This is a genomic window from Natrinema pallidum DSM 3751, assembly GCF_000337615.1.
Taxonomy (GTDB): Archaea; Halobacteriota; Halobacteria; order Halobacteriales; family Natrialbaceae; genus Natrinema; species Natrinema pallidum.
Map to the genome: position 1 here is coordinate 1 of NZ_AOII01000091.1, position 13,705 is coordinate 13,705.

At 64.1% G+C, this 13,705-nt stretch carries 13 protein-coding genes and 1 tRNA gene; 5 read left to right on the forward strand and 9 right to left on the reverse strand.

What is annotated here, in order from left to right; genetic code table 11:
* Nucleotides 1-176 precede the first annotated feature (176 nt).
* Nucleotides 177-251 (reverse strand) — tRNA-Val (locus C487_RS15665).
* A 311-nt stretch (nt 252-562) separates the two neighbouring features.
* On the opposite strand from C487_RS15665, the gene C487_RS15670 reads away from it, so the two are divergent.
* Nucleotides 563-979 (forward strand): DoxX family protein, encoded by a 417-nt coding sequence (locus C487_RS15670; protein ID WP_006186794.1) that lies wholly within the window; start codon nt 563-565, stop codon nt 977-979.
* Between the two features lie 110 nt (nt 980-1,089).
* On the opposite strand, the gene C487_RS15675 is transcribed toward C487_RS15670, so the two are convergent.
* On the reverse strand, nt 1,090-1,623 hold the full coding sequence (locus C487_RS15675; RefSeq protein ID WP_006186795.1) for a cob(I)yrinic acid a,c-diamide adenosyltransferase: 534 nt from the start codon (nt 1,621-1,623) through the stop codon (nt 1,090-1,092).
* Between the two features lie 132 nt (nt 1,624-1,755).
* Between C487_RS15675 and C487_RS21115 the strand changes: the two genes are divergently transcribed.
* The gene (locus C487_RS21115) at nt 1,756-1,932 is read left to right on the forward strand and encodes a DUF7838 family putative zinc beta-ribbon protein (protein WP_006186796.1); all 177 of its coding nucleotides are present in this window, start codon (nt 1,756-1,758) and stop codon (nt 1,930-1,932) included.
* Between the two features lie 57 nt (nt 1,933-1,989).
* On the opposite strand, the gene C487_RS15680 is transcribed toward C487_RS21115, so the two are convergent.
* The 3 genes from C487_RS15680 to gcvPA all read right to left on the reverse strand — a co-directional run bounded on the left by C487_RS15680 (nt 1,990) and on the right by gcvPA (nt 6,559).
* Nucleotides 1,990-3,507: an aldehyde dehydrogenase family protein gene (locus C487_RS15680; protein WP_006186797.1), complete on the reverse strand. Its 1,518-nt coding sequence runs from the start codon at nt 3,505-3,507 to the stop codon at nt 1,990-1,992.
* A 209-nt stretch (nt 3,508-3,716) separates the two neighbouring features.
* Entirely contained in the window at nt 3,717-5,225 is a 1,509-nt protein-coding gene (gcvPB, locus tag C487_RS15685) for an aminomethyl-transferring glycine dehydrogenase subunit GcvPB (RefSeq protein WP_006186798.1), read from the reverse strand.
* The gene (gene gcvPA, locus C487_RS15690) at nt 5,222-6,559 is read right to left on the reverse strand and encodes an aminomethyl-transferring glycine dehydrogenase subunit GcvPA (RefSeq protein WP_006186799.1); all 1,338 of its coding nucleotides are present in this window, start codon (nt 6,557-6,559) and stop codon (nt 5,222-5,224) included. Before gcvPA ends, gcvPB begins: the two co-directional genes overlap by 4 nt.
* 216 nt (nt 6,560-6,775) lie before the next feature.
* Here gcvPA and C487_RS15695 point away from each other — a divergent pair, with 216 nt between their 5' ends.
* Entirely contained in the window at nt 6,776-7,549 is a 774-nt protein-coding gene (locus C487_RS15695) for a DUF2270 domain-containing protein (protein ID WP_006186800.1), read from the forward strand.
* A gap of 80 nt (nt 7,550-7,629) precedes the next feature.
* Here the strand turns inward: C487_RS15695 and C487_RS15700 are convergent, their stop codons facing one another.
* Complete coding sequence (locus tag C487_RS15700; RefSeq protein ID WP_006186801.1) at nt 7,630-8,718, reverse strand: AI-2E family transporter; 1,089 nt, start codon at nt 8,716-8,718, stop codon at nt 7,630-7,632.
* Between the two features lie 275 nt (nt 8,719-8,993).
* Between C487_RS15700 and C487_RS15705 the strand changes: the two genes are divergently transcribed.
* Both C487_RS15705 and C487_RS15710 read left to right on the forward strand, forming a co-directional pair.
* Complete coding sequence (locus tag C487_RS15705; RefSeq protein WP_241431097.1) at nt 8,994-9,434, forward strand: twin-arginine translocation signal domain-containing protein; 441 nt, start codon at nt 8,994-8,996, stop codon at nt 9,432-9,434.
* On the forward strand, nt 9,435-10,226 hold the full coding sequence (locus C487_RS15710; RefSeq protein ID WP_006186803.1) for a hypothetical protein: 792 nt from the start codon (nt 9,435-9,437) through the stop codon (nt 10,224-10,226).
* A 50-nt stretch (nt 10,227-10,276) separates the two neighbouring features.
* Here C487_RS15710 and hmgB read toward each other — a convergent pair whose 3' ends face one another.
* The 3 genes from hmgB to C487_RS15725 form a co-directional block, all read right to left on the reverse strand.
* Nucleotides 10,277-11,614 carry a hydroxymethylglutaryl-CoA synthase gene (gene hmgB, locus C487_RS15715; protein ID WP_006186804.1) on the reverse strand — a complete coding sequence of 446 codons (1,338 nt, stop codon included), beginning with the start codon at nt 11,612-11,614 and terminating at the stop codon, nt 10,277-10,279.
* A gap of 437 nt (nt 11,615-12,051) precedes the next feature.
* Nucleotides 12,052-12,630, reverse strand: coding sequence for a DUF2150 family protein (locus tag C487_RS15720; RefSeq protein ID WP_006186805.1), 579 nt, complete (start codon nt 12,628-12,630; stop codon nt 12,052-12,054).
* Nucleotides 12,631-12,812: 182 nt separating this feature from the next.
* Complete coding sequence (locus C487_RS15725) at nt 12,813-13,661, reverse strand: TatD family hydrolase (RefSeq protein ID WP_049908202.1); 849 nt, start codon at nt 13,659-13,661, stop codon at nt 12,813-12,815.
* Nucleotides 13,662-13,705 lie beyond the last annotated feature (44 nt).

Sequence of the window (13,705 nt, forward strand, 5' to 3'; positions counted from 1 at the left end):
CGGATCGTCATTGCAATCACCAACTACGAGCGAGGACACGATCCAGGACGTGAGATGCTCAAGCTATGAGTTGGATTCTATGACACGCTCAGCGACTGTATGAATTGCTGACGGGGTGCAACGGCAATATGCCGCCCTCTTGCGGTTTACTACGTCACGTGGAGCAAGGCGACGAGTGGGTTGGGGCAGATTCGAACTGCCGACTTCCTCCGTGTGAAGGAGGTATCATAACCGGACTAGATCACCAACCCGCACGAGGTGCTTCCCGTGCGTTCGACTTAAGACTTCCTTTCACCGATCGTCGGTAGCCCCGCTCGAGCGACCCGCGGTTCCCCGGTGTCGAATCGAGCCGAACGCGTCGCCCGTTCGCGTCGCCTCCGCTGCTCGAGGGCACCGATAACTCGCTTTTCACCCGGTAACACTCCCGTTAGCGAGCGTATAACTGGTTCTGGTACGTACCTGGTAACGTAATGCAACTACAACTGCGATTCGCGGATCGGAATCGACGCCACCAGCCGACCGAAGGGAACGCCGCTGCCTCGCGAGCGGAGGTGAGCGACTGATGGCGTTCGAGAGCGGACTCGGTGCAGTCGTCCTGCTCGTCGGCCGCCTGCTCTTCGGTGGCCTGCTGGTCTACCAGGGCCTGAATCACTTCGCGGCGACGGACACCATGGTCGGCTACGCGGAGGCAAAGGGCGTTCCCGCGGCCAGGTTCGGCGTCGTCGCGTCGGGTGTGATGCTCGTTCTCGGTGGCGTCGGGATCGTACTCGGCGTCTACCCCGTCATCGCTGCGGGGATGCTCGCGGTGTTTTTCGTCCTCGTGACGCCGTTCATGCACGATTTCTGGGCGGTCCCCGAGGAGCAGCAACAAGACGAGTTGATCCACTTCATGAAGAACGTCGAACTGCTGGGCACCGCCCTGCTCGTGTTCGTCCTCGCCGGCGAGCCCTGGGGCTACGCGCTGAATATCGGGCTGTAACGAGCGGGGATCGCATCCGTCGAACCTCCGGCACCGACGCGCGATAGCCGACCAGCGGAGCGTGTGTTCGCCACGCGCTGGGCCGTCTCGAGTCGCGCACTCCTGGTTTGCTAATACTCGGGGGCCTCTTCCGGTTCCCCGTCGCGAGCGTTGACGACGCGGGCGAAGGTGAACAGACCGTCAGAGAGCCGATTGAGGTACTGGACCGCGTCCTCGTTGATCCGCTCCTCGGCTGCGAGCGCGACCGCACGGCGTTCGGCGCGCCGGCAGACGGTACGGGCGTGGTGTAGCGCCGCGCCGTGTTCGCTGCCGGTCGGCAGGATAAAGGAGGTCAGGGGCTCGAGTTCCTCGTCGTACGCGTCGATCCAGTCCTCGACGGTCTCGACGTGGGCGGGGCGGATCGCGGGGTCGTCCTCGTCGGGGTTGGGGTTCGCGAAATCCGCCTGCACGACGTGGAGGTGGTTCTGGATGGCGGACAGTCGGTCGTTGATGTCGTCGTGATCGGTCGGACGAACCGTCCCAAGCAGGGCGTTGAGTTCGTCGACGGTCCCGTAGGCTTCGATGCGGGCACTCGCCTTCGAGACGCGAGTCATGTCCCGGAGGTCGGTCTCCCCGTCGTCGCCGCGGCCAGTGTAAATCGACATGGCTGGATCGACGGCCGGACTCCACTTAACTTCCCTGTCACCTGTGGCGCTGTGACGGGCGGCCGTCCCGACATCCCGCTCGTCGCCGTCGGAACCAGTACGTTAAACTCGCTTCGCTCGCTACCGTCGGCTATGGCTCTGGAACTCGAGCACGAGTGTCCGAACTGCGGGGGCGAAAAGACGTTCTATCGCGCCGCCAGTACGACGCTGCACCTCGGCGAGAAGGTCAAGTGGCACTGTCCGGACTGCGACTACGGGTTCGTCCGTATCGGCGACAACGGCACCGCCGTCGACTCGAGTACGGCGTAACTCGTCGGGGGCGGCGATTCGACGCGGTCGGAATCACGGCATGGAGACGACGCGCTCTTATGTAAGCGAGAGATTGATGGTTTTCGTCTGCTGATAGTGGTCGAGCGTGTCGGCACTGAGTTCGCGGCCGATTCCGGACTGTTTGTAGCCGCCGAACGGGAGGCCGGGAGCAAGGTCGTGATAGCTGTTGATCCAGATGTACCCCGCTTCGATATCCCGTGCCGCGTCGTTCGCTCGCTCGAGATCGTCCGTGATAACGCCGCCTGCGAGCCCGTAGTCGACGTCGTTTGCCAACTCGATCATCGTCTCGTAGTCGTCCCAGCGGAACACCTCGAGCACCGGGCCGAAAATCTCCTCTTGGACCGCGGCGTGATCGTGATCGAGTCCCTCGATGAGGGTCGGTTCAACGTAACAGCCCTCGGAAAGGACATCGTCGTCGGGTCGATCGCCGCCGGCGAGGAACTCCCCGCCGGCGTCCTGCGCCGCGTCGAGGTAGTCGATGGTTCGATCGACTTGCTCGCGAGACACCTTCGGACCGAGGTCCGTTTCGTCGCGTAACGGGTCCCCGAGTTCCATCCCATCGATCGCCTGGACGAGGCCCTCGAGGACGTCGTCGGCAACGTCCTCGTGAATGAACAGCCGTGATCCGGCCTCGCAACACTCGCCGGTGTTGTAGAAGATCGCAGCGGTGACCAGTTGGACGGCCGTCGAGACATCGACATCGGGGAAGACGACGACGGGGCTTTTGCCGCCGAGTTCGAGCGTCACATCGGTAACGGTTTCGGCGGCGTTTTTCATTACCTGTTTGCCGACGGCCGTCGAGCCGGTGAACGCGACTTTCCGAACGTCGGAATGCCGGGTCAGCGGTTCGCCCGCTTCCTCACCGAACCCGGTCACGACGTTGACGACGCCGTCCGGGACGATGTCGTCGATCAATTCGGCGAGCCGCAGCGCGGAAAGCGGCGTCTGTTCGGCTGGTTTCAACACCGAACAGTTACCGGCAGCGAGTGCCGGTGCGAGCTTCCACGAGGCCATCAATAGCGGAAAGTTCCACGGGATAACCTGTCCGACGACGCCGTACGGTTCCGCGATGACCTGTCCGTACCTCGAGCCGTCGGTCATCGTCTCGCCGCCGTTCTCGCGGACGATGCCCGCGAAGTATCGGAACTGTTCCGCGGCGGAGTGGACGTCGATCGTCGCCTCCGTGATCGGTTTCCCGTTATCGAGGGTCTCTAACTGGGCGAGTTCGTCGGCGTGCGCCTCGATCGCATCGGCGATCGCCATCAGTACGCGCTGGCGGTCCCCGGCGTCGTATCCCGACCACTCTGTTTCGAACCCGTCCCACGCGGCGTCGACTGCACGGTCTACGTCCGCCGTTCGGCCGCGGGCGACCGACGCGAGCTCCTGATTCGTCGTCGGATCGGTCGTTGCGAACGTTTCGCCATCGGCTGGCTCCGTGAACTCGCCGCCGATATACAGGGATGTCCGTTCGGGAACGACGGCATCGGCTGTATCCCGGTGGCGCTGGAGGACGTCGCTTCGGCTGTCATCGACCGAGTCTGATTGGCTAGACATGGTCGATGGAGACACCGGGGCGGCGTAAAAAGATTTGTTCTGAGTAACACGATTGAAACCGATACCAGTTTACATTGGTCTCCTCCGATAGTGCCCGGTGGGACGAATCTCAATTACGCGTAACGTGTTCCGATTACTTGCCTGCCGGGGCGTCACGCTCGAGCGGTCCGACGGCAGGGGATGTCGGTGAGTGCTGGCCGCGTCCGCGATCAGGCGTCGTCCTCGAGCGCCTGCCACGACAGCCGCGGGGTCCGTGCGGCGGTCGTCTGGTCGATCCGGCGCGCGGTGGTCCGTTCCGGCGCGGTCTCGAGGGCGTCGTCGTCCTCGCCGGCGACGGCGTTGAACGCGGCGGCGAGGCGATCGAGCGTGTCCTTGCTCTCGACTTCGGTCGGTTCGGTCATCAGCGCCTCGGGGACGATCTCGGGCCACTTCGTCGTCGGCGGGTGGACGCCGTAGTCGAGCATCCGTTTGGCCACGTCGGCGGCGTCCTGTTCGCCGGCGCTGGCGACGAACTCGTGGTGGAACGGGCCGTAGGGAACGTCGTACTCGATCCGCTCGGCGAGGTAGTTCGCGTTGAGCACTGCCGACGCGCTCGCGTCCGCGAGCCCTTCGTCACCGAGGCGGGCGATGTAGGCGAAGGCCTTGAGCAGCACCAGCCAATTGCCGTCGAACCCGTGGACCTTGCCGATGGTATGCTCGGGGTCGAAGCGCTCGTAGACCGGTTCCCCGGCCGGTGATTCCGTGGCGCGCTCGCGGACGCGGGGCGCGGGCAGGAACGGCGCGAGGTCGGAGACGACGCCGACCGGACCCGCACCCGGCCCGCCGCCCCCGTGAGGTGTCGCGAACGTCTTGTGGACGTTGTAGTGCATCACGTCGAACCCCATGTCGCCCGGTCGGGCGCGGCCGAGCAAGGCGTTGAGGTTCGCGCCGTCGTAGTAGAGCAGTCCCCCCGCCTCGTGGACCATGTCGGCGATCGTCGTGATCTCACGTTCGAACAGCCCGAGCGTGTTCGGGTTGGTCAGCATGAGCGCCGCGGTGTCCTCGGAGAGGGCGGCCTCGAGCGCCTCGAGATCGACCCGGCCATCGTCGTCGCTTGGTAGCGACACGACATCGTAGCCGCCCAGGGCGGCGCTGGCGAAGTTGGTGCCGTGGGCGCTCTCGGGGACGATGACTTCGTCCCGATGGCCCTCGCCGTTGTGCTCGTGGTAGGCCGCGGCGACGCGAATGCCGACGAACTCGCCCGCCGCGCCCGCGGGCGGCTGGAGCGTCACGGCGTCCATTCCGCCGATCCTGCCGAGGTAGTCCTGCAGCCGATACAGCACCTCGAGGGTCCCCTGTACGGACGCCTCGGTGCGGTCGGGATGGACGGCAGCCGACGGCAACGCGGCCACGTCTTCGGTGAATGTGGGGTTGTACTTCATCGTACACGAGCCCAGCGGGTAGGGGCCGCTGTCGATCCCGTAGATCATCTGGGAGAGGCGCGTGTAGTGGCGGGCCAGTTCCGGCTCGGAGAGTTCGGGGAGTTCGAGGGAGTCGCGGGTGAGGTCGTCGGGAAGCGGCGAGCCGTCGGTATCGTTATCACCGCTAATCTCGACGCGTGTCAGATCTTTCTCCGAGAGCAGCGGTTCGTACTCGCCGTTCTCGACGTATCGGGCCTGGTCGTACCGCGATTGTGGGACGTCACCATCGTCGGATCCGTCGGGTCGGTCGCCGCTCATCGCGTCACCTCCTCGACCGCCGCGACGAACCCATCGATCCGCTCGTCGGAGACACCGGCGATACAGATCTGAATCTCGTGATCGCCGACGACGTGGACCGCGAAGCCCCGCTTCTCGAGGGCGTCCGCGACGGCTCGAGCTGGCTGGTCGACGCGGGCGACGAACTCCCGGAGGTGGTGGCGATCGTGGACCGGTGCGATGACGCCGACGAGGTCGTCGAGACGCGCTGCGAGGTCCCGCGCCCGCCGAACGTCCCGTTCCGCGAGGTCGACCAGCCCGCTCGGCCCGAGCACGGCGGCGTGCATGGCGGTTCGAAGCGCCACCCAGGCCTGATTCGTACAGATGTTACTCGTCGCGCGTTCCCGGCGAATGTGCTGTTCGCGGGTCTGCAGGGTGAGGGTGAACGCCCGGCGGTCGGTCGCGTCCTCGCTGGCCCCGACCAGCCGGCCGGGGACCTGGCGGAGGTAGTCCGCCCGCGTCGCGAACAGTCCCAGCCCCATCCCGTAGCTCGTCGGCAACCCGAGTACGCTCGCGTCGCCGACGACCACGTCCGCACCGACATCGACGGGTCGCTCGAGCAGGGAGAGGGCGACCGGGTCGGACCCGAGCACGAAGAGGGCCTCGGTGTCGGCCGCGAGGTCGCCGATGGCCTCGAGGTCCTCCTCGATGGTCCCGCGAACGGTCGGGCTCTCGGCGTAGATCATGACGACGCCGTCGTCGACGAGGTCGGTGAGGCCCGCGAGGTCGACGGTCCCGTCCGCTACGGGGTACGTCTCGACCGCGAGGTCGGTGCCGGCGACGTAGTTCTCGAGCGTGCTTCGCCGTTCCTCGCGCAGGAGTTCGGGAACGAGCACGCGGCGGCCCGTGGTGTCGCGGACGCGGTCGGCCAGCGTGGCAGCCTCGCCCAGGGCCGTCGCGGCGTCGTACATCGAGCAGTTCGCGACCTCGAGGCCGGTCAACTCGACCAGCAGCGACTGGTACTCGAACAGGGCCTGTAGGAATCCCTGTGAGACCTCCGGCTGGTACTGCGTGTACGACGTGAGAAACTCCGAGCGATCCGCGAGGTGGTCGACCAGCGACGGGACGTAGTAGCCGTAGTGGCCGCGGCCGAGCAGTTCCGTCACGTCGTCGTTGCGGTCCAACATCGACCGAACCAGGCGTCTCGTTTCCCGTTCCGTTCGCGCGTCGATGTCGAACCGGCCGTTGAACCGGACATCGGCCGGAATGTCGAAGAGTTCGTCGACGGCCTCCGCACCGACCGTCTCGAGCATTGCCGTACGGTCCTCCTCCGTGTAGGGAGCGTAGGGGCTCCCCGTGGCGTGTGATCCGTGCATGCTTACCAGTGGTCTCGAGCGAGCGATCGGTCCGTTCCCCACCGGCGTCGGTGTCGGCGTTCGATTCGAGACACGATACTGGCCCTTAGCGGGCACGGGGTAATGAACGCACTCGTTTCGGTGCCGACGCGCAGTGGTCGCCCGCCGGACCGACCGCCGCAGGCCCTGCAGTCGCTACACGGAGGACTATGCACCGCGACGGCGTCAAACGACCGCATGGTGGACGAGTTCGATGACGATTCCGGACCGAGCAGCGATGCGGACCCGAGGGGACGGGTGGCGGGGGGCGATCGGGCGGATCGAGACGGCCCGCTCGATCGCGACGATCAGGAAATCGGCGCGGCGGCCGCGGCGGACACCGACTCGTTGCTCGGCGTCCTCCCCCACTTCTACCGTGGGGAGGTCAATCAGGCCAACAGCGCACAGGACCGGATCGATCGGACGACCGACTGGGCGATCACGCTGCTGGCCGCACTCCTGTCGCTCGTCTTCTCGAGTCGCACTATGCCGGCGTTCCTGCTCTTGATCGGGGTCTTCGTCCTGTCGATCTTCCTGTTCTACGAGGTGCGTCGATACCGGTTCTACGACCATTGGCGCGCCCGCGTCCGCTTCATACAGGAGAACGTATTCGCGAACGCGCTGGAGCCCACCGGCGTGGAACATCCGGCGTGGCGCGAGGAACTGAGCGACGATCTCAGAAACCCGACGTTCAAAGTCTCGAGTCGAGAGGCCGTCTCACGGCGAATCCGTCGCGTGTACGGGTTGTTATTCGCGGTGGCCGGGGTCGGCTGGGTGTTCAAAATCACGATGTTTACCCCGGAACAGCGGTGGACCGAAGCCGCCGAACTGCCGGGGATTCCGGGTACGGTCGTGGCGGGAGTCCTCGGCCTCTTCTTCGCGAGCGTGATCGCGGTCGGACTGTGGCCGGGCGGACGCGAGGCGAAAGGCGAGATCCACGGGGTCGAGACGGGTGCCTGGAAAAACGAGTAAGCTCTCCCCATTCGATCCGCCCGTCCGCCTCCTCGCGAGGCCGGCCGTTCTACCGTGAGTTGTGCCGGGCCGTCGGCCGATCAGGGGTCTTCCTCCGGGTCGCTGTCGGATTCGGTGTTGGTGACGGCTCCGGCTCCTGCCGCCCCATCGGCGCGTTCTCGAGCGAAGATATCGAGGACGACCTTCACGCCGCCGAGGACGACGGGACCGATGAACAGCCCCACAGCACCGAACGTGATGAGTCCGCCGAAGATACCGACGACGGCGATCGTCGAGTTGAACGCGCTCGTCCGGCCGATGAGTGCGGGCCGGAGATACGTATCGGAGACCATGACGAGCAGACCGTAGAGCGTGAGCCCGACCGCGGCGATCGGCCGGTTGAGCGCGACCAGATAAATCGAGACGGGAAGCCAGACACCGAACGAGCCGACCAGCGGGAGGAGCGTGAGCACGAAGGCCACAACGGTGAGCAGGACGACGGCGGGAATCCCCAGCACCGCGAGTCCGACCCCGATCAGCACGGCCTGAATCGCCGCGACGAGGACGTTACTGATAACCGACGCCTGCATGAGTTGGTCCAGTTCCGTGAACAGTTCCCGCTGGATCGCGTCGTCGATCGGGACGACGCAGTACAGCCACTCGATCAGTTGCTCCCTGTCCCGTAACAGCGCAAAGCAGACGAACAGCGTGATCGTCACTCCGATAGCGATACCGGGCAGCCCGCCGACGATATCGAGAAGGCCGGTCGCCAGTCCTTCCACCCCGCTCGTAATTGCGTCCTGATACGATCCATACAGCCCGGTAAGATTCACCGAATACCCGCGCTCGGCGAGCGTCCGCTCGATGGTCTCGAGGTCGACGTTCCCGTTCCGGACGGCGGTCACGAGCTGCGACGTCTGCCTGAGTGCGACGCTGAGGATGTAGACGAGCGGCAGCAAAATGACGATGATCGCAACGAGTATTGTGACCGACGCGGCGATCATCGGCCGCAGGTACTCCTCGAGTCGCCGCTGAAGGGGAAGCAGGATGTACGCGAGGACGATCCCGAAGAGGACGTACTGCAAGTAGGGGAGAACGACGAGGAGCCCGAGGGCGACGCCGAGCAGCGCGAGCGCGGTCAGGACTGGTTGTTCGACGATCCAGTCCGGGGGACTGGCACGGTCAACCATACGGAGGCATGTGATCGCGGTAGACATTAGTCTGCTGATACTACTGACTCCCACGTGTCATCGAGGTCGGACAGTCCCTGGCTGCACTCGCTTCCGATCCCGGTCCGTCACGAACAGGAGCGTAACTCAATGCTCGCTCCGCTCGAGTGACTGTGTGTGACCTGTAACACAGGTACTGTTCCGATGTGGGATTATACGTCACAGACCACTATTTATTCAGGCCATAATATAATTTATATAAAATTTATAATTAAGTTCGGAAATGTATTATGTGCATGTCGGACCATACTCGAAGAAGGGTGTTGAAAGCGAGTGCTGGAACGGCGGCGGCAAGTGGGTTGACGGGTGTCGCAAGCGCAACGGAAGCGGTGACCGATGAGAGCCATGCCAACCGATCGGATAAGGAGCGGCGAACGCCTGATCTCCACGTCCGAGATAGTCCCGATCCGAACGAGCACGTAAGCGTCACCGTGACCGACGAAGAGTCGGAGGCGGAGGTGTTCACCTACACGACCGAAACGCAGAACGAACAACTCGCGACGATAGCGGATATCGGTATCGACGACGCCGGAGACTACAAGATCGTCGCAACGTACGGCGACCAGAAGGTCGAGAGGCGACTGACCGTATTCGGCGAGGGGTTCTCGGCCGCAGCAGGGTACCACGTCGACGTTTCGCCAAACGATGAGCTCAGGGTCTCGAAACGGGTGATCTAGATGAGCGAGTACGAATTCACCGTCACGATGTCGCGGTCGCTTTACGAGGCGAAGGGGACCGGGAACTTCCTCGGTAAAGTCAAAGAATATATTGAACATGCGTTCGATTCGTCGCCCCACACTGCGTTCGTGAAAGTGTACGCACCTGCTGCCAGCGATCTACCCGATCCGCCGATCGAAAACTACGTGAGCGAGTGTCTGGAAACGGACTCCGACGACGATTGTGTCAGAAGGCGAAAGCACTATGATACGCTCTGCGGAGAGCAGAGAGCGTACACCTGGATGAACGACTGGTTCCGAGACTGGGTCCAATGTGAGAGCCCATCGTACATGCAAGCGGACGACTGTCACATCCTGTTGACGAACGAAAGCGGCGGTGGCGTCACTGCCGATGATAACGGCGAGACCTACATCGTCGCCGAGGCGAAACACGTCGACGAGGCTCCCGATACCTATCAGCGGTACAATACGGGACGCGGACACGGAGACATGCAGACGATCATCCACGAGATCGGACACCAGATGCTCGAGTTCGATCCGGAGGCCGACGAAAAACGCGAACGGGACTACGATTTCCCCCACGGAGGACACACGACGGGCGAAGTCACGAAAACGAACGATTCAATCTGGTCCCAATCGTACCATTTCGTGACTCCCCTTGGCATGAACGGCCCGGAGAAGACGACGAACTTCTGTAACGAAAGCTTCGACCGCCCCGGCGAACGGCGCTGGGATCTGCAGTTGGCGTCGGATTGTGGCCAGGACCGCTGGGTCGATCCCGGAGAGAACTAACCGCATTCCGGCGGTCCTCGCGTCGGCCGGCAACAGTCCGATACCCGCAGCTAGTCCACGTACCGATACTTCCGCTCGCCCATGCGGCCCCAGCCGTCGAAAACGAACTCCTCGCTGGGCGTCGTGAACTCCTCGATGTCGACGTCCATCTCGTGGTTGTGGGCGTCGTGGATCTCCTCGTAGTCGGCCCACTCCATCTCGTAGCGCTCGGCGAGTTGGGCGTCGACGTTCAGGGCATCGATCTCCTCCGCCCAGCCCTCCCGAATCGTTTCGGCGTGGATCTCCGCCTGCGCACCGCTGCCGTAGGAGCCGACGAGGAGTTTCGTGCCGGCCAGGTCGCGGTCGTTCTCGAGGGCGTGTTTGAGCGCGCTCGCGCGGGCGACGTGGACTGACCCGGTGTACCAGTTGCCGACCTCGCGGGAGATCGTCAGCGTGGGATCGATCGTCGTGTCGTACCACTCGGCGTAGCGGTCGGTGTCCTTGAGGAGGTCCATGTACTCCCGGAGGGCGTCGCGGTAGTCGTCGTCGGAGTCGAACGCCTCGGGTCGGGGCTGACGACCGATTTCGTCGGCCAGTTCGTCCTCGACTTCGGTGTCCCGCGTCACGTGGCGGAACGCGAGCAGGGCGGCTTTCCGGACCATGCCCGGGAACGGCGTGTGGAACGGCGCGTAGACGAAGTCCTCCTCGTGGACCTCGCCCGCGACGCTCTCGAAGTCCTCGAGGGCTTCGCGCATCCGCGCGAGGTAGACCTGCACGGAGCGTTTGCCGTCGACCGACGGGAACTGCTGGTTGGGCTTGAGGAAGTCGGTCTCGTCGGCCGAACCGTAGCCCTGCTCGGCGGAGAGTTCGACCAGGTTCGGGTCCTCGCTGATGAGCATCGCGACGGCACCGGCTCCTTGCGTCGCCTCGCCGTCGTCGCCGCGGGCGTACAGCGCCGTGTCGGTCGCGATGACCAGCGCCGAGCGGCCGCGATTCCGGCCCGCACGGATCCAGTTGTACGCGTCGTCCAAGCTCTGGGTCCCCGCGATGCAGGCGAACTTCCGTTCGCCCTTGTTCGCGTGGTGGAAGTCGCCCTCGTAGACTTGCTCGAGGCAGCCAGCGACGTACGTCGAAACCGGCTTCGAGTTATCGAACGCGCTCTCGGTCGCGACGTCGATACGACCGATATCGTCGGGCTCGAGGCCTTTACGCTCCATCAGCCGGTGGGCAGCGTTGGCCCCCATCGTGACGATGTCCTCGTAGCTGTCGGGGAAGGAACTGGCGTTGAGGCCGAGCCCTTTCGTATACTTTTCCGGGTCTTCGCCCTTCTCCGGGGCGAACGTGCCGGGAAGGTCGAGTTTGAGGTTCCCGGTCCAAATTTCGACGGCGTCGATGCCGACTGCAGTCATACCTCGTCAATACGGGCGATGGTACATGATATTGTCGTTCGCTGTTTCGACAGCCGTCGAAAAGGTATCGTCGGTGGTCGGGCGAAATTGATTGCGGGATGGTGCTTTGTGACATATCATATGCGACAGCGCCGCGCGTGCCTACGGGGTGTCGTCGCCGCTACTCGCTGCGTTCTCGGCGGGACGACGCTGGCGGGAGACGAAGGTAAGGATTGCCGGCCTAGAGGAGACCCGAACGACAGTCGCGACTACACGTCATTCCCACCCGATCGCACGGCACCAACGGCGACGGGACGTGGGTGTGTGACTCGTTTCAGTTCGGACTAGACATAGTCACGATACGGTCGTCTCCTGTCGGAGTCCGCGGAGCGAGTCACCGAGCGGAATCGGCCAGTAGCTACCGCGTGCCGAAAACGTGATCGACTCCGTCGACAGAACTACTCGTCTTCCTCGACGACTTCCGGATCGCTCATCGCGCTCTGGAGGCTGTCGAGGCCGTTGATCCACTCCGTAACGAGTCCATACTCGAGGTCCTCCGCGACGCTCATATCGAGTTCCTGCTCGTCGATGATGAGGGTCCCGGCCTGTGCCGCGTACCCGAGCGCGGCGTCGAGATCCTCTTCGGCCTCGGCATCGGCCGCGGCGCTGAGGTAGTCGCCGACGGTCCCCTCGTCGGCCGGCCCGTTCGCGACGTACTCCTCGGCCGCGAAGAAGACACAGACCAGACTCGTCTGGACGCCGTCGACGAGGATCAGTTTCTCCTCGTCTTCGATATCGATCTCGCTGAGGACGATCTCGCGAACGTCGTTGATCTCCTCGAGCGTCTCTTCCTGGTCGAGTTCCCCGTCATCGTACGCGGCGACGATCTTGGCGATCGCGATCGCCGTATCGTCCTGCAGGTTCAACAGGAGCCGAGCCGACGATTCGTCTTCCGGATCGATGTCTTCGTCTTTGATGCGATCGATCCAGTTCTGCCAGCGTTCCTCCGAGTAGAACTCGGTCGGGGGATTGCTCATACAGACACCTACACCGGCCGCTTGAAATGCCTTTCTCTACACTAGCCGCCGAAAGCGAACGTTTGGGACGACCGGACGACCGACCAATAGCAGCGTACAGCCGTTTAGATGCCTGTTAGCATGATCGGTGACCCGTCGACAGCCGCGATCGAGCGATCGTAATCGGGTCGTCTCGGTCCCTGTCAGTCGCGTTCGAGTGTCGCTTCCGTATCGATGCCGTAGACCCGTTTTGGCGTCTCGACGTGGGCCATCCGAACGGCCTCCTCGAAGCCGTTCTCGAGCAGCCACCGCACCCGTCGGGGGACCGTCTTGGGGCCGAGTACCGCCCCCGGCCGATCGGGATCGTCGATGTAATCGGTCTCCATCAGGAACGGCTCGCCGCGCTCGGCGGCGGTCCGCAGGCGATCTTTATCGGCCATGACGCTCGGAGTCGGTCCCTCGAGTCGGCCGCCCGCGTAGTGTTTGACGACGCGATGGGACGGCATGCCGGCGTCGGCGGCCCAGTCGGCGACTTCGGTCATGTCCTCGCTGGCCTCGGCGTGCAGTTGGACGGCACAGTCCAGTTCAGCACCGTGCTCGAACGCCCGGCGCATGACCGCGTTCGAAGCCGCCCAGACATCGTCGTCGACCTCGTAGTGGGGCCGTCCGGATTTCAGCGCCAGCGCCGCACCCGAGTCGACGTACTCGGCCGCCACGTCGATTCCGGCCTGCATGAGGTCGCGCGCCTCCTCGGGATCGAACCCGCGGTCGTCGACCAGACGCGTTATCAACCCCGGATGCACGCCGAGGACGGGCCACGCGTCCCCCTCGAGTTCGCTCGCGGCCTCGTCGACGATCTCGATCGTTCGCTCGAAGACCGTCCGGAAGTCAGCACCGGTCTCGGCGTCGACGCCGAGGTGCCAGGAGGGTTTGTTCACCACGAGTAGATGTGTACCGCCGACGCGAGCGAAATCTCTGACGGCGTCGATGCCACGATGGGCGTCCGGATCGAGGTGGAGGTGGTCGTCCACCACCGGCCGATCGTCGATCATACTCGACAGTGGGTCGGTGAGATCCGAAAGTGCTCCGATCCGGC